Source organism: Paenibacillus sp. SYP-B3998, assembly GCF_010820665.1.
In the GTDB taxonomy this organism is placed as follows: domain Bacteria; phylum Bacillota; class Bacilli; order Paenibacillales; family NBRC-103111; genus Paenibacillus_E.
In genome coordinates this window covers 55,660-73,581 of the sequence record NZ_JAAIKC010000009.1, presented here as the reverse complement: position 1 = coordinate 73,581, position 17,922 = coordinate 55,660, and the positions used below count along the sequence as shown (strand labels likewise).

Below are 17,922 nucleotides of genomic sequence, written 5' to 3'. Positions count from 1 at the left end.
TTTTTTTTATTATGACTCTTTAAACGAAGCGCTATACCTTCCATTAATATTCAGATTCGTTTGAAACACACTAGCAGGGGTCTCCTCTCTTCGGCCCAAGTGTGGTCGCCCATTTTGGACGGTCCTGCATAAACAACAAAAAGAATAACAAAAACCGCTCAACCTGTGCAGGTTCATGAGCGGTTTTGTTATTTGAAATACGTACTTACTTATAAGTTAATCGCTTCTTTAAGCTCTTCCCATGAAGTAATCCGTGGAATATCCAAATGCTGGTTATACGATCGGTCTCTTACGTAGACGTTCAGCGCCAAATCTGACAACGTTTCCAGAACCGCAGGCTTATCATCAAAGTAATAATCCAATTGGAGTTCTTGTATGATATGCACCTTGTCTTTATCATCCATACCGCAATAAAAATGGCCTTTTGCCACTGGAAATCCATGCTCGATCAGCCAGTTTAACGTGCGTTCACAATGTCCCGGAGGCCTTGCGGTAATATAGAAAACCTCATGACCATTATTAACCAGATCATGCAGCGTTTCCAATGCATTCGGAAACAGGGGACATGCTGTATAGTAGATCTCATCACGATGGCTGGCCCACATCTTGCCGCCTTCTTCTTTGGATAAACCAAAGGCTTCATGAATTTCAAGCGTAGTTAATGCGTTGAATATGTCTAGTCCGACATTTTGACTAAGTTTCTTGTTGTAAATATGAAAGGCGTGTTCTCTTAAATTAATGAGCGTATCGTCGATATCGAAACCAAATTTCATTATGTATGCCCTCTTTCATCGATCCATTACTTGATATCGGATAGCCAACAAATCTGGAATCTACTCCGACTGGACGCATGCTAACATCCCCAAGGATAATGGCATCTTTCATTTTATCCACACCTATCCCTTCAACGAAGGCGGTACCTGTCCTTCTGTGATAAGAGCAAGGTTCCAGTGTAACATAAATCGTGCCTCCATGGGTCTTCTCTCCCTCTATTCGAATCGCATAAATCACGGTAGGAGGTTCCCCTTCTCTCCGATGAACGCCAATCCCAATGATCCGATTTCATTCACAATCACAACTCCGACTAACGGATTCGGATCGGTTTGCCCCTTCATGGCCTGAGCGAGCAATTTTAGTTTGCAAGTACTTTTCATTATACTCAGAAACATCTCCCCACAATTCTACACGATTGGCCACATTTAATCCTGCTTGCTTCAGCGCTTGTACTTTTTTGGGATTGTTAGTCATCAGAGTGACTGGCTTTGTGCGCAACTCTTTTAATACGTGAATGGCATCACTGTAGTTTCGTGAATCGTCAACGAATCCAAGCTTCAAGTTGGCATCAACCGTGTCGAAACCATTCTCTTGCAATATGTACGCCAACGCTTTACTGAATAAACCTATGCCTCTTCCTTCGTGATTAGCTAAATAAAATAGGGCTCCCGCTCCATGCTCCGCAATCTCTTTCATCGATGTTTTCAGTTGATAACCACAATCACATCGTTTAGAACCAAAGATATCTCCCGTGTGGCAAATGGAATGCATGCGGATTAACGCATCCTCAGCATGCTTGAAATCTCCATGAACCAAGACGCTGGACTGTTGAAATTCAGCCAGATTAGCGGAAGATAATTTATCTATGATGCGTTCAAAATCCTCCGTGATCTCGGTGCAATTCAACCAACAGTACCACTGAAACTGCACCGTATCCTCGAATAGATGAACAGGCAATTTAATAGGACCGACGAGATAGATAGCCCCCTCTCCGGTTTGAATCAGCTTTATCTTATCTTTGAAAATAGGCATCACACTGGGGTCTATCTGCTTCGCTGCTGACATTTGCGCACTCCCTTAAGTTCCTTGTTGGTGGTCATTTTCCCTTATATATAGATTGCTCATTAATCGTAAAATAAATATAAGATTTGACGTAACTAAATAACTAATATAAACTAAGTTACAAATAGTAAGTAAAAGGAGCGAGAATCCATGTCCCCCACTTTACATCCCGACATCCGACTCGGTATCATCAAACTGAAGGTTTCCAATCTCAAACGATCCATGCAATTTTATAAAGATATCGTTGGCCTCAAAATATTACAAGCTACCCCTACCCAAGCAGAGCTAACCGTTGATGGAAAGCATCCCTTTCTCATCCTTGAAGAACTTTCAGATGCCCAGATTAACCCTCGAAGATCAGTTGCAGGCCTTTATCACTTTGCCATATTGCTGCCGACTCGCAGAGACCTAGGCGCTTCCTTACGCAATCTGATACAATCAGGCATACACATCGGACAGGCCGACCACTTGGTCAGCGAAGCCTTATATATCGCAGATCCTGATAATAACGGAATCGAGATTTACTGTGATCGCCCAAGGGCAACATGGCGCCGCGATACGGAGGGCAACTATATCATGGCGTCGGACCCTATCGATTGGGAGGGATTGCTCCAAGAAGCGGAAGGGTTCGATTGGTCTGGTTTACCGATCGGCACAACAATGGGCCACATTCATTTTCATGTGAAAGATTTACAGAAGTCCAAACAATTTTACTGTGATATTCTAGGCTTTGAAGTCGTTTCCGATGCCTCAGCTACGATGAGCGCGATGTTCATTTCAGCTGGAGGCTATCACCATCATATCGGGATGAATATATGGGCTGGTCAAGACGCCCCTGCGGCATCAGCAAACGCTGCGGGACTCGACTATTTCACCATCGTATTCCCAACTGCAGACGAACGGCTGCATGCCGCCGAACGCTTGCAGCGTGCAGGATTTACAGTCAGCGAAGGCGATGGCGGCTTATTCGTAACCGATCCCTCCAATATTCGTTTACGTATGACCGTCGCCAAGTAATGGAGAGGATGTTGAAGATGAACAAGAAAATCGCTTTAATTACCGGAGCCAATAGAGGATTAGGACTAGAAATCGCTCGACAACTTGGGCATGGTGGCGTTACCGTGCTTCTAGCAGCGCGCACCTTAGCCAAAGCTGAGAAAGCAGCCGCGATACTCCGAGAGGAACAGATCAATTGCCACGGCCTAGAGTTGGACGTTACAAACAGTGAACATATTGCTGCGATAACAAAAGTAATAGAAAAAGAATATGGACAGTTAGATATTCTCATTAATAATGCCGGCATATTTCTAGACCATTTAGGCTCCAGCTTGGACGTTATGCGTCAGACCTTTGAAGTGAATGTTTTCGGAGCCCACACGCTTACCGAGGCCCTTCTGCCTCTGCTGAAGGCTAGCCCTGCTGGCCGCATCGTTAATCAATCAAGCATCATGGGATCGGTGACCACAATTCTTGCCGACTCACAGTTAGGGGACTCGTCCCGACCAGCCTATTCAAGTTCCAAAGCCGCCCTTAACATGCTGACAGCCCTGTTGTCTGTTCAGTTGAAAGAAACGAATGTGAAAGTCAATGCGACCCACCCAGGGTGGGTCAAAACGGATCTTGGCGGCGAAAACGCCCCTATGGACATTGAAGATGGAGCCAAGACAGCCGTTCGCTTAGCCACGCTCCCGGACGATGGGCCGACAGGCGGCTATTTCCATAACGATGAAGCTTTGCCTTGGTGATTCGTCTCTATAAATAAAAAAATCCCTGGATCCCAGGGATTTTTTTATTTATAGAGACGATTTCATCGGCCGAACTGCATATAACTGGCCAGCCCCTTAAAAAGGGTTCAACACATGGAAAAAGACATTTGGCGACGCCATTCGGTAATAATAGCTGCACCAGCCTGCTCCCTTGTTGTTAAATCGGTTGACAGTACTATACAACAAACGTTCCTGCTCCAGCTCTTCGATCTGATCAATCCGGCCCTCCACATAATCGAGAAGTCGTAGCGAAGCCGTATCCAATCGGTTGACGACACCGCCGTAACGAATGTCGATCACTTCCCAGCCAAATGGCTTGTACATACTCAGCCACTGGGTGCGATGAACCGCGCGCAGCTCTTTCACCGCCTCGGCGATCACAGGAAGCTCATCTGTCGCAATGCGTCTGAGCGTCGCCAAATCCTTGACATCGTAAGCCCTCTTCAATGCGATGCCGATCTCGCTTTTCAGCTTCAACACGCCGCATAGCTTCTCAGGCACATCAAACAAATAATCGAGCTTGGCGTCTTTTACGCGGCGGCTGCGGATTCCTTGCTCCACCTGCGCATAATGAGCCGACATCTCCAAGCCTTCAATTTGCTTATCGAACAAACCGAGCAGCACATCCTGATACAATAGAAACTTCGAAGGATTGCTTTGTTTCCGGTTGTCAGGCTCAGCACCAGGCGTCTCGTCCAAATATTTGAGCTGTAGAAAAGCGTCAGCCTCAATGCCTGTGCAGAACTTAACCCGCTCTGCTAGTCGATCCCAAGTCGGCTTTTCTTCGGAGTATGCATGCTCTGCATAAAGCTGTAAGCCTAGCAGCGCGATAAACGGGTTACTTTCCATGCCGTCGTCGCCCCACATTGTTGCGTACACCTCGCGAATGCCTTCCTTCTTGCACACTTGAAGCGCAATATCCGAAGCGTTCAACGACAAACCGTAGTTCACTCCAAACGTGTTAAATACCCACACCGCTCCGGCAAAAACCAAATTACAGCCAAGCGGCCGATGCTTGGCAATTAGATTTTCATACTCTTCCCGCTCCGTATGGACGTAATCCCAGTACACCATATCCACATCTTTAGGGATGCGGCGCGCCATCTCCTCCGGAATTTGAGTATGTTCATCGTAATACTCGTCCCCGCCCGTAGAAGCAAGCTTTAAAAACATATCGCTCCACATCATCGGCTTCAAGCCGCGCCCCCTAGCGATGTCCAGCACTTTCTCCAGATGCGTTGTCATAATTTCAAAGCGGCTCACATATCCATTTTGATCCAAATATTTCCCGCGGCCAAGCTCTTCTGCTTCATCCATGCCAATATGGATTTTGCGACTGCGAAAAGGAGCACTGGCGGCCTCGATCATTTTCTCAACCAACTGATCGGTCTTCTCTCCCCCAACCAATAGTGCCCCTTTTGTATCCTTATAATGCTTGACAGGCTCCCATTTTAGAAACTCCTCTAAATGCGCAAGGGTCTGAATACTTGGAAAAGCCTCAATGCCGAATTGATCCGCATAGTCGTCAATCTCTTTCAGTTCCGCTTGCGAATACCGACCGCGCATATATCCGAAATAAGGTTCCCCACTGATCTCATATGTATCTTCCAAATATAGCATGACGGTATTCAGACCCATCAAAGCCATCTTATTCAGTAATAACTTGAATCCACCAAGTGTCAATACCGCGTTGCGGGACAAATCAAACATAGGTCCGATGGTATCAAACTGCTGTTTTTCCCGAATTTGGAACGCTTCTCCGCTGCATCCATGCTGCACAAGCAGGCCAAGTCCGCGGAAAAATTGATGCCTTTGTCCATAACGAATGTAGGCTTTTCCTTGTTCCAGTCCTACTTCCAATTCGCCTGTCGACTCTTCGACGAAGACGGGTAGACCATCCTCATCTTCAGTGATCTGAAGCTCTTGCAACAATGCCCGAATACCGGGCATTAAAACGTTTAAATTCCCATGAAACCGCAACTTCATTTATGTACTTCCTCCTAGAGTAGAGAATCTTTTCACTACCCTGAAGCTTACACCATCTGGGCCTTATTTTCTAGTTATACGTTTAATCAATTATGCCTCTAGCTTTTGCGTCTAGTTTATTTAGTAAAATTCCTTTTTTAGAATTCACTGCCCGAATAATCCCTTTATCTGTATACAAAAAAACAGGCTCTAATTTGATTACATCCTTTAATGGGGAGGTATCAAGCTTGGTTAAAGCCCCTTTTAGATCCGTTAGCGGCATCCATTCGTCCTCGATGGGGAATTCCAGGTTTTTTATTTTAGATTTATTAACATAAATATTATTTTTATAAACTAAAACAGAAATTTTCCCGTTTGATTTGGCATAGTGTTTAGGCACATCTCCGTCTTTGTATTGCTCTTCAAATGAAAAAGGAAACCCTACGCCATAACTACCTAACGTTAGGCTTGTGGAGAAGCTGTCACTAGCTAATGAAGCTTTCATATCGTTTTCCTTATAAAAAGTAATAAGAGATTGAACTTCAACCCACTCGGATAAATCTGGGACTTGGGTTAATACTTCATAACGCTGCTTCGTGTCATTACGTTTGTCGTCAAAATTAATTGTTCTTGTTGTTTCGTCATACTGCAGTTGATAACCAAATAGCGTAGCCACTTCCCGCACAGGTAAGTAGGAGGTACCTTCCACGACCAAAGGATCATTTGTAAGAACCTTCTCTTCCCCCTTCACCTTGAATACGAACTTCGCAATGGTTGCTTGTACAGATTCTGTAGATGATGCTGCTACCGTTGCCGTTGCCGTTGCCGTTGCCGTTGCCGTTGTACCGATCAGCATGCCAATTGAAAGCGCAAGAACGATCTTTCGCAAGTTTACCAACTCCTCTTTTCTTCCAATAATAACATAAATAGATAAATGATATATTTGTCAATCTAACTCCAACAAAACAACCCCAACCTTCTCAAGTTGAATATCTTTAACTATACCAAATGAGAGACATTTACAATCAATATATTTTCACATTCATCAATATTATATGGTAAAATATGCTATGCATATAAGTAAAATCGTCGCATTGTATTGGCAGGCCCCCTCCTGTTCAATGGTTAAAGCGGAGGATTTAAGGAGTAGATAATCATCCATAAGAAAAAGTTACTGATTATCTCATTAACTACACTTACTATTATCTTGATCTATACTGGTTATTGGGGTTTCCAAAACATTGTCCAAAATAGTCAGCTTAAGGCCTGGCGTCAAAATTGGGAATTTGAAGCACCAATAGCTGAAATAAATCTTACCATTTTTAATAATGGAGGTCGGGATCCAGATCTCTATTTAATATCAGAATACAGTGAAAAAGGACTTCAAGCACTTACAGAGTTAACGATTTGGAATAAAGTTGACACCAATTATGACTACTTATCAACTTCTATCTCAGCATACAAGCAGTTAATACAAGAGCTTCATGTTGAAGATAGCAGTAAGTACAAAAAGTTGTTTTCGGAAAACCCTATTGAGTTTACCAAGGACTCCCTGTATTTTACGAAAAGCAAGGCTGATGGCAGCTATATAATCGCTGTCCTTCATATAACTCAAAAGAGGCTGTACACCTTAGAAGTTTTTTACTAGTTCTTTTATCTTTTATATAAAAGCAGACCTGTTTACACTGAAAAAGTCCGTTTTTAAAACAATTAAAATAACATACAAAAACGAGCCTTAGAATCTCTTCTATGGCTCGTTTCGCTTTTAGGGAGACTTCTTGTCCCCCCTAATTTCTTATTTTTCAAAACATTACTTTGTCAATGCTCTCCCAAAGCCTCTTTCACCAGCTGCACATGGATCTTCGCTCCGTAAAGCAGAACCCTTTCATCCACATCGAATTGGGGATGATGAAGCGAGTGAACAAGACCTCTGTCGGAATTGCCCACGCCGATAAAGGCGAATGCGCCAGGCGTTTGTTTGACGTATAAGGCAAAATCTTCGCCCCTAAGCTTGGCGTTTCTAGCAGCAACGTCTGCTCCTCGCCTAATACTTCCTTACCTGCTTGGAGTACGAGTTGGACAGCCGTCCTATCATTCTTAAGCGCCGTACCCATCCGAAAGCTGAATGAGCAAGACCCTCCATAGCAATCCGCGATGGCGCACGCTCGTTTTTCTATCATCTGTCTGATTTTATCCACAACAGCATGATCGAACGTCCGATAGGAGCCCGTTATTTCACTCTGCTCCGCAATTGCATTCGTGACCGTTCCTGCCTGCAGGGTACCGAAGGAGAGTACGGCAGGTTCAAGCGGGTCGATTTCAGTCGACATCGCGACCTTCATCTCTGTTGCGAACTGCGCTGCCATTAAGAGTGCATCCACAGCCAAATGAGGCGTGCTATGATGCCCCGATACGCCCTGAAAAGCCACCTTAAAATGCGTCGATGCCGCCATCGCATATTTGGGATGTACGCCTATTGTGCCTATTGGCAGCTCAGGCCACACGTGAAGAGCAAAGCATAGATCCACCCCATCCAAAATGCCTGCTTCCACCAGATCAGCGCCGCCGCTAAGCAATCGTCCGTCGAGCGGACTCGCTTTGGCGCCTTCCTCCGCAGGCTGAAAGACGAACTTGACCGTGCCTTCAAGCTCATCCTTAAACATACTAAGCGCCTTGGCTGCACCAAGGAGCATCGTGGTGTGGGCATCATGACCACACGCATGCATGGCGCCTTCTTTTAACGACTTATAAGAAGCGTTCGTCTCCTCCTGTATGGGTAGAGCGTCCATATCCGCACGCAATACAATCGTCTTCCCAGCCTTCAGACCGCGAAGCGTTCCGACAACGCCCATCCCAAAATGCTTGCCTACATGGCGTTGAACGTCCAAGCCCCACCGTTTTAATAGATCAGCAACTTTCCCCGAGGTTCGGATCACGTCGAATAGGATCTCAGGATGCCTATGAAAGTCTCTACGAATCTTCACTAGTTCATCTTCTAACGTGTCGATATAGGCATTAATCGATGCCGTATCCATGCACCTCTCACCTCAACTGTTGGCTTCCACCTTCGTATAGCGATTTACAGGAATCGGCAGCCCTAAGTTGCCTCTGAGTGTGTCCGCTTCGTACTCGGTGCGGTAGATACCGCGTTCTTGTAAAATCGGCACGACCAGATCAACGAAGTCATCCAGTCCCTTTGGAATGGCAGCAGCGATAATGAAGCCGTCAGCGCCGCCTTCCTCGAACCAAATCTGAATGCGATCCGCGACATGTTCAGGCGTGCCTGTGAATTCAGAACGCGGCGTTGCCACGCTTAATGCAACTTGACGCAGGGTCTGGTTTTTCTCTTTGGCATTTTGTTTAATTTTATCCGTGCCACTGCGGAAGCTGTTGCTGCCGATATCGCCTAAATCCGGAAACGGTTCATCCAGCGGAAATTGCGAGAAATCAAAATGTTCAAAGAAACGGCCTAAGAAATCAAGCGCCTTATCAATTGTAACCAAACTAGCGACCTCTTGATATTTACGCTCTGCTTCTTCTTCTGTTCGCCCAATAATCGGGCTAATACCTGGCAAAATGACGACCTCATCTGGGGAGCGACCGTATGCAGCAGCTCTGCTTTTAATATCCTTATAATAAGCTTGGGCTTCTTCAAGCGTTTCATGTCCTGCAAATATGGCATCAGCCACCTTCGCTGCGAATGCGCGACCATCCTCTGAGGCTCCCGCTTGGAAAATGACCGGCTGTCCTTGCTTGGATCGAGCGATATTCAACGGGCCTTGCACGGAGAAAAATTCTCCTTTGTGATTCAACGTGTGCAATTTACTTGGATCAAAGAACACACCGCTCTCTTTATCGCGCGTAAACGCATCATCTTCCCAAGAATCCCATAGCCCCCGCGCTACTTGGAGGTATTCGTCCGCAATGCGGTAACGTTCGGGGTGTGACGGATGCTGGTCTTTGCTATAATTTTTGGCTGAACCTTCTAATGGCGAAGTCACAATGTTCCACCCTGCGCGCCCATCGCTGATCAGATCGATCGAGGCAAACTGTCTGGATACCGTGAACGGTTCGCTATAAGAAGTAGATAGTGTGCCAACTAATCCAATATTGGAAGTCACGGCTCCCAGCGCAGACAAGATCGTAATGGGTTCGAAACGATTCAAAAAGTGAGGGATCGATTTCTCTGTAATATAGAGACCATCTGCAATGAACACCAGGTCAAATTTACCCGATTCCGCTTTCTGCGCCTGCTGTTTATAAAAGCCAAAGTTCACGCTAGCGTCCGTAATCGCATCGGGGTGCCTCCAACCAGACACATTACCACCAACACCATGAATGATTGCTCCCAATTTCAATTGTTTTTGTTTTGGCATGTTTGTTCCTCCTTAGAATTCTTCACAGAAAGCCTGCAGCGCAAGCAGCTACTTCCTATTTTTGTTAGATATTTTTTTGGAAATCGATCCCGACCGCTTTCCAAGCCTGCTTTTGTTGCTTGTGCTGTGTAGCTCTAACTCGAAAGAATAGCGGTTTCTTTTAAATTAAGGCGGTAGCTCTTTACAAGCGTCTCACCCTTCTGTATATCCTTATCAAAGGCACGTTCAAAGCCTAAGTATTCATAAAGCTTAACGGCAGAAGCCATCATGTCGGAGGTATGCAAATGGAGCGTAGCCGCACCCAATTCAAGCGCCCGCCTCGCGCTTTCTTTAATAAGCTCCGTAGCGATTCCTCTTCCTCTAACTTTTGGAGAAACGGCGATTAGCCGAATAATCGGCGAGTGAATCTCAAGCTCTGGAAGTCCATAGGCGACTTCTGATGATAGGAATAACAGCGAGCTGCCTACGATCTCACCCTCGAATTCAACGATAATACGTGCTTTAGGACCTTCCCCATCCACAGAGGCAAGAATCGATGCTTTATAGGCGTCCCAGCCGCCAGCCGGAAACACAGCTTCATACTGTCCGTAGGCCTCAAGGAGCAGCGTTTGAATCGCTTCCCGATCTCTTTCGTTTGCTTCACGAATCCGAATTTCGCTGACACTCATTGGTATTACACCTCTTTTTTCTTTTACATATCGGTTTACCCGGTTTTCAAATTGTAAATGACCGCGCAGCGTATCGGATTCATAAATCCGTACGATAAATTCCGCGTTCCTGAAGAAGCGGTACAACAAGCCCAACAACTTCATGACTCATTCCGCAGCCTTCTTTGTGATGTTGGCTCCAAGCTGCTGCAAGGCATGCTCAGCTAAACCAGCAAAATACTTCGCACTAATCGGAAGAGCGCGCTCATCTGAATCGAAGGCTGGATGGTGCCATTCTTGCGGCCCATCTGTGCCCATAAACACGAATACGCCAGGCACACTCTTTTGATAAAAAGCAAAATCTTCTCCCGCTGGCGAAGGCTTTGGCGTGATCACAGTCAAACCTGCTTGATTCGCTGCCTGTGTAGCCACCTCCGCTAATTCTCCATCGTTCGAAACGGATGGCGGCCCCTTGATCCAACGCACAGTTGCTTTCGTCCCGAATGCAGCAGCAACTCCATCCACAACTTGCCCGAATCGAGCGATGACCTGCGATCTAACGCCCTCTTCAAAGGTCCGCAGAGTACCGTCCAAAATCGCTTTATCCGGAATGACATTCCAAGCGGTTCCACTGTGAATGCGTGTGACACTAATCACTGCGCTTTGCAGTGAACTTATATTTCGGCTAACAATGGACTGCAGCGCCGTAATAATGTGCGCCCCTGTGACAATAGGATCAATTCCCGCTTCGGGAACAGCAGCATGTGTACCAAGCCCCTCAATTTCTATGACAAACCCATCCGCTGCAGCCATTAACGGGCCAGACTTAATCCCAATCGTCCCGACAGGAAGATCTGGTTTATTATGCATACCAAAAATAGCACGCACGCCTTCAAGCGCTCCGCTTCTTATCACCTGCTCGGCCCCCTGCGCTTTCTCCTCTGCTGGCTGAAAAATAAAGCGAATCGTGCCTTTCAGCACGTTCTCCTGCTGCTTTAGCAAGAAGGCAGCTCCAAGTATCGCTGCTGTATGGAAATCATGACCACATGCATGCATTTTCCCAGGGGAGAGGGAAGCATAGGGTAACCCCGTCTCCTCTTGAATCGGCAGTGCGTCGATGTCGGCACGCAGAGCGATAATCGGCCCTTCGTTCTTTCCGCCTACCTCAGCAATGATTCCCGTCTTCAGCGGAAAATCAGCAATTCGAATGTCAGCTTCCTGTAGCCATGCACGAATGGATGCTGTAGTTTGAATTTCTTCGTGGGATAACTCCGGATGTTGGTGTAAATGGCGACGGATCGCAACCAGCTTGTGATCAAAATCAGTCAATAATGGTGCCAATACTTCATTGCTCATGGATTCATCCCCCCTAAGACTTTTGCTTTATTTCCCTTATACGAGCAATTCAGAAAAAGCTTCCTTGAGGAGCTCAAATGACCGAATGCGCTTCGCGAAATCTTTGACGGATGTGGCTACGATGAATTCATCGACAGCGTATTTCCCCTGTATATCTAAAAGTTGTTGACGTACGGTCTCTTTCGTACCTTTTGTAATCTCCGCTTCCTTCACTTCAACTGTGAACTTAGCCTGCGTTTGGCGCCCGTATTCTTCTGCTTGCTCGATGGTTCCAACGGTTAATGTTTTTCCATTTTCCAAATGAATCTTCACATTCTTGTATTCGCCCGCCAGTTCTTTTGCTTCTTCATCGCTATCCGCTACGATCAAAGAGAGCGCAAGTATTAACTTCGGCTGTGTTCCTTTGTCAACATTGAATCCTGCGCGATATGCTTCGAAAGCTGCCTGAGCGACGGCGTGATCGCCGTTAATAAATAGGGCAAATACATACGGCAGCCCCGATTCTGCAGCCAATTCGGCGCTAGCTACACTTGTTCCAAGTATATAAATATCCGCTGGCTGACTAGGGATCGGCGAGACACGTAGGCCTTTAAGCGGGTGTTCGTCATCCAAACGATTATGAATGAATTGCTGAAGCTCATTCAGCTTATCGGATAAGGAGGGAGCTTCCGTAAGTCCCTGCTGGAGTGCTTTCGTTGAACGAGGAAGGCCACCGGGTGCTCTTCCAATACCAAGATCGACCCTGCCCGGAGCGAGAGAAGCCAGTACATTGAAATTCTCGGCCACCTTGTATGGACTATAGTGCTGTAGCATGATGCCGCCAGAGCCGATACGAATGCGCTCCGTTTTAGCTAACAAATGAGAAATCAGCACTTCTGGCGAAGAACCCGCCACTTGTTCCGAATCATGGTGCTCAGACACCCAGAAACGATGATAATCCAATTCTTCTGCTTTTTGCGCGAGCTCAATCGTGTGACGAAACGCATCGGTTGAATTTTCACCCGGAAAAATGACACTTTGATCCAAAATACTAAGTTTGATTCCCATTTGCTCGGGCACCCCATCCTATTTTCTAGTTATATGTTGCAGCTCCATTCTGGCGTAATCCTCTTCAAAAACGGTCTCGTCCGTTTCATCTGATCATGATTTATTATGTTTATAATTCCTACCTGTTTTGTATGAATTATAGATATGGATTTAATTTATCATCAAGTATACGAACTGGATAATAGAGTTTTTCTATATGCATATTCAATGTTTGAATATCAAGCTTTGGCTGGCTGCGATAAAATTTTACAATTTTCCAGTATACTATTGAAAAATAAGGTACTCCCGCCATGAAGTGAAATTACATTCGTTTGTAAGGAAATGCCCGATGTTTCAGGGAAATCGATAGGAAACAGCTTCTTCTCCCTTACTTCTTGACTCACACATAGACTAGGCAAGAAGGCGATACCCACTCGCTGCATGACCAACTTCTTGGCCGTTTCCAAATTATCTATCAGAAATTCAATATTTGGCGGCCGTTTCAAGCTTGCAAATATCCGGTGAATGCGCATCCAATCCAGAGAACCACATTCAAAAAATACTAAATGCTGATCCCCAATGTCTTCAATAGATCGTTTATCGTTATTTATAAATGGGTGACCTTCATGCACATATAAACGAATTGGATCTTCATAAAACTTAGCCGAAAGAATGTTAGGATGGCTAATATGACGAACAAAACCTACGTCCAACTCTCTGTTCAACACCCGATTTAAAATATCATCGGTTACCGCAGTTGTTAATTTAAAATTAACATCTGGATATTTGAGCTTCATTTTCGGAATAATTTCCGGAATCATGTAGTTAGATACTGACACCGTGGAACCAATTCGCAGTTCGTTAGGCAGCGTTCTTTTTTGCTTCAATTGTATTTTACCTTTCTGGAACGTCTGCAAAAGCTGCTGTCCATATGGCAAAAACTTTTTCCCCTCTTCCGTCAAATGAATTTGCTTACCAATTCGATCGAAGAGTCTACAATCTAATTCACGTTCGAGGGATTGTATTCTGGCTGTTACCGAAGGTTGAGATAGAAATAATATTTCGGCCGCCTTGTTAAAACTACCATAATGGATCACATAAACGAACGCCTCAATATTCTCAATGTTCATTGTGCTAGCCTCCAACTACCTAGATAAAAAATATTATAATTATTCCGATATATTAACTAGGTATTAAAAGATTGTTATTACTATAATTCATCTCAAATCCACTGTCAACAACTTCCTTTAAAATGGATAATTATAGGTAATTTCCGTTTGACCTTTAACATTTGTGGCTCCTCTTGCTATGAAATCAAGCTTCCTCTACACGAGTAGCCGTCATTAGATACGTAAGCCCCTCATATTGATAATAAAAGGATGATTAATAATTCCCATAAAGTAGAGAAAATCACCCTGACTGATTTTAAAAATGAGGAGAAGTCCATGATTGTAATCGCGCGTAACCGTGCAGCGGCCTTCGATGAAGGAGCCTTGTCCGGCTTTGAACTAACGATTTATCAAAAAAAGAAAAATAGCTCTGTTGAATACGAATACGATTCCGATAATACGCTATTGTTTGAACTGCAGATGCGAACCCACATCATGGAGTCCTCCCTGGCATTGAGTCAGAGCGGCGTCTATTTTGCTGGGTTCAAAGATTCCCAGTGCAACGAGGCGTATTGGCACCATACACATCAAGGTAGATTTCAGCTGAAAGCAGGCGTTTCTGCGCAAGATGCGATAAGGGATATTTTTAGAAACGGAAACTTATATGCCTTTGAATGTTCAACAGCTATCGTCGTTATCCTATACAAAGCCATATTAGAGTCCATTGATCCCAAACAATTCGATAGATTGTTTTCCGATCTTTTATTATTTGATAAAACCTACAACAAAAACCTGCATCTGAACGACCGGACAAATATAGAAGAAGCTGTGACGGGCGATGTGCTTTATTTTGACAACCCTGAGTTTTCCCCCCTAACCCCTTGGTGGAGAGGGCAAAATGCCATCAAAATAGAGAATGGTCTATACTACGGACACGGACATGGCACCGGAATCGTGTCTGCTGAAGAAATCATTGCCGTTCTCAACTTATTTAGAAAACCCGATAGTACGCAATCGGCGTTCCTAACGCAAACATTCGTTCATCCAAACTTCTCCTTCTTTTCACGTTTTCAATCAAACATTCAGGAAAAACCAATGATTGCGAAAATAGGGGCTTGGACATTTGTCGGGTAAACCGTGTTTTCTAAGCCTGCTTCAAATCAAGCAGCCACAGATGTCTCGGTGGTTGGCTTTCTGACTTCGGAAGATACGCCCAATTTTTATATAGACATGTGCCCTTCTTTCTCAGCCTTGCATAGGATGGTGTATGCCTATATCTGAAAGGGGAACGAACATGAGACAGGAAATTTCATTGAGTGAAGATAACCTCGGTGTGCAAGTAATTCCAACCAGAACAGAGGGTAACCTCGCTATCCAGCAAAGTCCAACATGGACGCCGAGTAACCTCCCTGTTCAACAAAGTCCAGCATGGACGGAGGATAACCTCCCTCTCCATCAAAATCCATCGCAAATATCTATGGGAGAGCATGTGTCTATGCATCACCAACAACACCATGCTTACCACCCACACCATCATCTTGTCCACCATCCACACCATCATCATGCTTACCATCCACACCACCATCTTGCCTACCATCCACACCATCATCATGCTTACCATCCACACCATCATCATGCTTACCATCCACACCACCACCATGTTAGCCATCCGCATCATCACCATGCTAGCGATCCACACCATCATCACGCTAGTCATCCGCATCACCACCATGCTAGCCATCCACACCATCACCATGCTATGCATCCACACCATCACCATGCTATACATCCACATCATCACCATGCTATGCATCCACATCATCACCATGCTATGCATCCGCATCATCACCATGCTACCCATCCACATCATCACCATACTACCCATCCGCATCATCACCATACTACCCATCCACATCACCACCATACTATGCAGTAAAATCACTCCATATTTTGCGCACGTAATCAGGCAATTTGAGTTCGTCAGTCCTGTTTTTAAAGGTAAGCGTAAAATGGCTCCTTCGCTTCAATGCGAAAGAGCCGTTTTGCATTTCTTGTTCTACTTAGAAATCCTCTTCAGCAGAGGGTTTTGTCTTCTTTCTTGATTCCCATTGACCCGCCCATAGAGCATCTAGAGGTAACACTGGAGAACCACCCGGATACGAATATTGTTTTGGGATTTGTACATGGATTTTGCAGAATCTACCGCTTACTTGGCTAGGATTGATTTTTACGATATAGCTCACGACTCTTATAACCCGCCTGAAGAATCATCTTCATTTCCGCTCGACGCTTTACCCTTGTTTCCTCTTGTGTAGTACTATAGACATAACGTGCCCAATCTTTGCGATAACCTGGGGTAAGCGATTGGTAAATGGTAAGCAGCTCTGCCGTATCCTTCAAATCCTTTTCCACACTTGGAATGAAGGAAATATAATCATCTACACATTGACTTGGTTTTGAAGAAGTCTTGTTTTTACTCTTCGCGTCCTCTTTTAGCCCTACAACTGTAAAGATATCATCGAGTCCTACCATTCGTGCAAATTTAATATTGCTTGTCCCGATATACCCATTCTCATCGCTGCCTAGACCCGCTAACAAGTCATCACGATGAATAAATGTTGAGTAGACTTTGTTTCCTTTTTTGGGATACGCCGCAAATAAATAGCCATTCTTATTAAGATGCTGATGTTCAATCACACGTTCAACCAGTTTCTTTAGTGACTCCATATCTAACACAAAAGCAAATATGAGATCATACGCACGATCGCTCAGCGTAGTAGTGTAGCCTGTCAATTCCGCTAAATAATCTGTTCCTTCAGGTTCATTCAGGACTGCTGCTTGATCGTATTTTTGTAAATTCAGCTTTTCTACTATCGATTTAGTCATGCTTCATCCCCCAAATGTTTTCGGATTCTCTTCATTGATTCATGCTAATTATAGTCAAAAACCGAAACTAAATAAATCAAGGAAGAACCGTTGTCACATAGGCTCTTCCTTCATTTCATCTTTTGTAGAAACCATTTTTTTATCCGCGCGTTTGATCGAATCGGTAATCTGTTCATCTTGATCACAATCATACACACAGCATATCCAATCGCTACCTGTTCCCAATGATCCAGGTCGCAGATTTTCCTGCTGGCTAACAATGTTCCTGAATATATCATAGCTGTACGAATTAAGCTTCGTCTTCCCCATACTATCCATCAAGTTTGTCACCGTGTCCGTTCTATCTGTGGTATTACTGTAAATCAAAAAAAGTTAAGCGATGCTTTTAAGTAAATCGGAAATAAAATAAGATAAAATCAAGTTTATAACTGCTACAGCAACAATAGTTATTGGAATAGAATGCGATTTAATAAAACTTCCATTAAAAAATCTAACTTTTTTAAACTGAAATTCCTTTACCTTTTGCAAACAATCATTTATGTCAAAAAGTACCTCTAGGTAAATGAATGCAAACCCAGACAGTACTATCCAGACACTTTGATCGAGTTGGTCTAATTTGGAAAATTGAATGAGTATAACAACCCATCCAGTTAATAATATTTTTAATAAAGATCTAGTAAAAGAAGTGACAAATGGTATATTTGCTGAGCTTACTATTATAAACAAGCCTAGAATCGATATGTTGAGTTCAACAATCGGCTGGAGCAAGTGATAGTACGATGAACCTCGTAGATCGTATATCCATAACAAAAAGGAGCTAAAATAAACTATAACACTCGGTATTAAATAAATCGGTGTCGTCATCACACGAAAGACGTAAAATCTGGTTTCTTTCTTCTTTCTAGCAAATCTTTCTTGACGATTCTCCTCACGAATATTTGTAGTGTTCATAAAA

At 44.3% G+C, this 17,922-nt stretch carries 18 protein-coding genes and 1 pseudogene; 5 read left to right on the top strand and 14 right to left on the bottom strand.

The window, feature by feature from the left end; translation table 11 throughout:
- Window positions 1-209 precede the first annotated feature (209 nt).
- The 3 genes from GK047_RS20495 to GK047_RS20485 are packed head-to-tail and all read right to left on the bottom strand — an operon-like array spanning window position 210 to window position 1,839.
- Window positions 210-773, bottom strand: a complete 564-nt coding sequence (locus GK047_RS20495) for a 5' nucleotidase, NT5C type (protein WP_163951097.1) — start codon at window positions 771-773, stop codon at window positions 210-212.
- Window positions 736-1,011 carry a hypothetical protein gene (locus GK047_RS20490; protein WP_163951095.1) on the bottom strand — a complete coding sequence of 92 codons (276 nt, stop codon included), beginning with the start codon at window positions 1,009-1,011 and terminating at the stop codon, window positions 736-738. Before GK047_RS20490 ends, GK047_RS20495 begins: the two co-directional genes overlap by 38 nt.
- A 51-nt stretch (window positions 1,012-1,062) precedes the next feature.
- Window positions 1,063-1,839, bottom strand: coding sequence for a GTP cyclohydrolase II (locus GK047_RS20485; RefSeq protein ID WP_163951093.1), 777 nt, complete (start codon window positions 1,837-1,839; stop codon window positions 1,063-1,065).
- Window positions 1,840-1,986: 147 nt separating this feature from the next.
- Here GK047_RS20485 and GK047_RS20480 point away from each other — a divergent pair, with 147 nt between their 5' ends.
- Window positions 1,987-2,853, top strand: a complete 867-nt coding sequence (locus GK047_RS20480) for a VOC family protein (RefSeq protein ID WP_163951090.1) — start codon at window positions 1,987-1,989, stop codon at window positions 2,851-2,853.
- 17 nt (window positions 2,854-2,870) lie between these two features.
- Window positions 2,871-3,581: an SDR family oxidoreductase gene (locus GK047_RS20475; RefSeq protein WP_163951088.1), complete on the top strand. Its 711-nt coding sequence runs from the start codon at window positions 2,871-2,873 to the stop codon at window positions 3,579-3,581.
- Window positions 3,582-3,677: 96 nt separating this feature from the next.
- Here GK047_RS20475 and GK047_RS20470 read toward each other — a convergent pair whose 3' ends face one another.
- On the bottom strand, window positions 3,678-5,588 hold the full coding sequence (locus GK047_RS20470) for a beta-N-acetylhexosaminidase (protein WP_163951086.1): 1,911 nt from the start codon (window positions 5,586-5,588) through the stop codon (window positions 3,678-3,680).
- Between the two features lie 82 nt (window positions 5,589-5,670).
- Window positions 5,671-6,456: a stalk domain-containing protein gene (locus tag GK047_RS20465; protein ID WP_163951084.1), complete on the bottom strand. Its 786-nt coding sequence runs from the start codon at window positions 6,454-6,456 to the stop codon at window positions 5,671-5,673.
- Window positions 6,457-6,774: 318 nt separating this feature from the next.
- Between GK047_RS20465 and GK047_RS20460 the strand changes: the two genes are divergently transcribed.
- Window positions 6,775-7,215: a hypothetical protein gene (locus tag GK047_RS20460; protein WP_163951081.1), complete on the top strand. Its 441-nt coding sequence runs from the start codon at window positions 6,775-6,777 to the stop codon at window positions 7,213-7,215.
- A gap of 170 nt (window positions 7,216-7,385) precedes the next feature.
- On the opposite strand, the pseudogene GK047_RS20455 reads toward GK047_RS20460, so the two are convergent.
- The 6 genes and pseudogenes from GK047_RS20455 to GK047_RS20430 all read right to left on the bottom strand — a co-directional run bounded on the left by GK047_RS20455 (window position 7,386) and on the right by GK047_RS20430 (window position 14,102).
- A pseudogene (locus tag GK047_RS20455) lies at window positions 7,386-8,602 on the bottom strand (M20 metallopeptidase family protein).
- Window positions 8,603-8,614: 12 nt separating this feature from the next.
- The gene (locus GK047_RS20450; RefSeq protein ID WP_163951079.1) at window positions 8,615-9,943 is read right to left on the bottom strand and encodes an LLM class flavin-dependent oxidoreductase; all 1,329 of its coding nucleotides are present in this window, start codon (window positions 9,941-9,943) and stop codon (window positions 8,615-8,617) included.
- Between the two features lie 134 nt (window positions 9,944-10,077).
- Window positions 10,078-10,755: a GNAT family N-acetyltransferase gene (locus GK047_RS20445; protein WP_481856027.1), complete on the bottom strand. Its 678-nt coding sequence runs from the start codon at window positions 10,753-10,755 to the stop codon at window positions 10,078-10,080.
- Window positions 10,756-10,758: 3 nt separating this feature from the next.
- Window positions 10,759-11,946, bottom strand: coding sequence for a M20 peptidase aminoacylase family protein (locus tag GK047_RS20440; RefSeq protein ID WP_163951076.1), 1,188 nt, complete (start codon window positions 11,944-11,946; stop codon window positions 10,759-10,761).
- Between the two features lie 36 nt (window positions 11,947-11,982).
- The gene (locus GK047_RS20435; protein ID WP_163951073.1) at window positions 11,983-12,993 is read right to left on the bottom strand and encodes an LLM class flavin-dependent oxidoreductase; all 1,011 of its coding nucleotides are present in this window, start codon (window positions 12,991-12,993) and stop codon (window positions 11,983-11,985) included.
- Window positions 12,994-13,211: 218 nt separating this feature from the next.
- Window positions 13,212-14,102 carry a LysR family transcriptional regulator gene (locus GK047_RS20430; RefSeq protein ID WP_163951071.1) on the bottom strand — a complete coding sequence of 297 codons (891 nt, stop codon included), beginning with the start codon at window positions 14,100-14,102 and terminating at the stop codon, window positions 13,212-13,214.
- A gap of 315 nt (window positions 14,103-14,417) precedes the next feature.
- On the opposite strand from GK047_RS20430, the gene GK047_RS20425 reads away from it, so the two are divergent.
- Both GK047_RS20425 and GK047_RS29795 read left to right on the top strand, forming a co-directional pair.
- On the top strand, window positions 14,418-15,215 hold the full coding sequence (locus GK047_RS20425) for a protein-glutamine gamma-glutamyltransferase (RefSeq protein WP_163951068.1): 798 nt from the start codon (window positions 14,418-14,420) through the stop codon (window positions 15,213-15,215).
- 380 nt (window positions 15,216-15,595) lie between these two features.
- Window positions 15,596-16,183 carry a hypothetical protein gene (locus GK047_RS29795; protein ID WP_240344066.1) on the top strand — a complete coding sequence of 196 codons (588 nt, stop codon included), beginning with the start codon at window positions 15,596-15,598 and terminating at the stop codon, window positions 16,181-16,183.
- A 112-nt stretch (window positions 16,184-16,295) separates the two neighbouring features.
- Here GK047_RS29795 and GK047_RS20415 read toward each other — a convergent pair whose 3' ends face one another.
- The 3 genes from GK047_RS20415 to GK047_RS20405 form a co-directional block, all read right to left on the bottom strand.
- Complete coding sequence (locus GK047_RS20415) at window positions 16,296-16,967, bottom strand: YdeI/OmpD-associated family protein (protein WP_163951064.1); 672 nt, start codon at window positions 16,965-16,967, stop codon at window positions 16,296-16,298.
- 93 nt (window positions 16,968-17,060) lie between these two features.
- Window positions 17,061-17,276, bottom strand: a complete 216-nt coding sequence (locus GK047_RS20410) for a hypothetical protein (RefSeq protein ID WP_163951061.1) — start codon at window positions 17,274-17,276, stop codon at window positions 17,061-17,063.
- A gap of 63 nt (window positions 17,277-17,339) precedes the next feature.
- Window positions 17,340-17,918, bottom strand: a complete 579-nt coding sequence (locus GK047_RS20405; RefSeq protein ID WP_163951058.1) for a hypothetical protein — start codon at window positions 17,916-17,918, stop codon at window positions 17,340-17,342.
- Window positions 17,919-17,922 lie beyond the last annotated feature (4 nt).

What these genes read in the sequence shown, in the direction of transcription:
- GK047_RS20495 (WP_163951097.1), bottom strand. Translation starts at nt 773, where the DNA reads ATGAAATTTGGTTTCGATATCGACGATACGCTCATTAATTTAAGAGAA.
- GK047_RS20485 (WP_163951093.1), bottom strand. Translation starts at nt 1,839, where the DNA reads ATGTCAGCAGCGAAGCAGATAGACCCCAGTGTGATGCCTATTTTCAAA.
- GK047_RS20480 (WP_163951090.1), top strand. Translation starts at nt 1,987, where the DNA reads ATGTCCCCCACTTTACATCCCGACATCCGACTCGGTATCATCAAACTG.
- GK047_RS20475 (WP_163951088.1), top strand. Translation starts at nt 2,871, where the DNA reads ATGAACAAGAAAATCGCTTTAATTACCGGAGCCAATAGAGGATTAGGA.
- GK047_RS20470 (WP_163951086.1), bottom strand. Translation starts at nt 5,588, where the DNA reads ATGAAGTTGCGGTTTCATGGGAATTTAAACGTTTTAATGCCCGGTATT.
- GK047_RS20450 (WP_163951079.1), bottom strand. Translation starts at nt 9,943, where the DNA reads ATGCCAAAACAAAAACAATTGAAATTGGGAGCAATCATTCATGGTGTT.
- GK047_RS20445 (WP_481856027.1), bottom strand. Translation starts at nt 10,755, where the DNA reads ATGAAGTTGTTGGGCTTGTTGTACCGCTTCTTCAGGAACGCGGAATTT.
- GK047_RS20440 (WP_163951076.1), bottom strand. Translation starts at nt 11,946, where the DNA reads ATGAGCAATGAAGTATTGGCACCATTATTGACTGATTTTGATCACAAG.
- GK047_RS20435 (WP_163951073.1), bottom strand. Translation starts at nt 12,993, where the DNA reads ATGGGAATCAAACTTAGTATTTTGGATCAAAGTGTCATTTTTCCGGGT.
- GK047_RS20430 (WP_163951071.1), bottom strand. Translation starts at nt 14,102, where the DNA reads ATGAACATTGAGAATATTGAGGCGTTCGTTTATGTGATCCATTATGGT.
- GK047_RS20425 (WP_163951068.1), top strand. Translation starts at nt 14,418, where the DNA reads ATGATTGTAATCGCGCGTAACCGTGCAGCGGCCTTCGATGAAGGAGCC.
- GK047_RS29795 (WP_240344066.1), top strand. Translation starts at nt 15,596, where the DNA reads ATGCTTACCACCCACACCATCATCTTGTCCACCATCCACACCATCATC.
- GK047_RS20415 (WP_163951064.1), bottom strand. Translation starts at nt 16,967, where the DNA reads ATGACTAAATCGATAGTAGAAAAGCTGAATTTACAAAAATACGATCAA.
- GK047_RS20410 (WP_163951061.1), bottom strand. Translation starts at nt 17,276, where the DNA reads ATGGGGAAGACGAAGCTTAATTCGTACAGCTATGATATATTCAGGAAC.
- GK047_RS20405 (WP_163951058.1), bottom strand. Translation starts at nt 17,918, where the DNA reads ATGAACACTACAAATATTCGTGAGGAGAATCGTCAAGAAAGATTTGCT.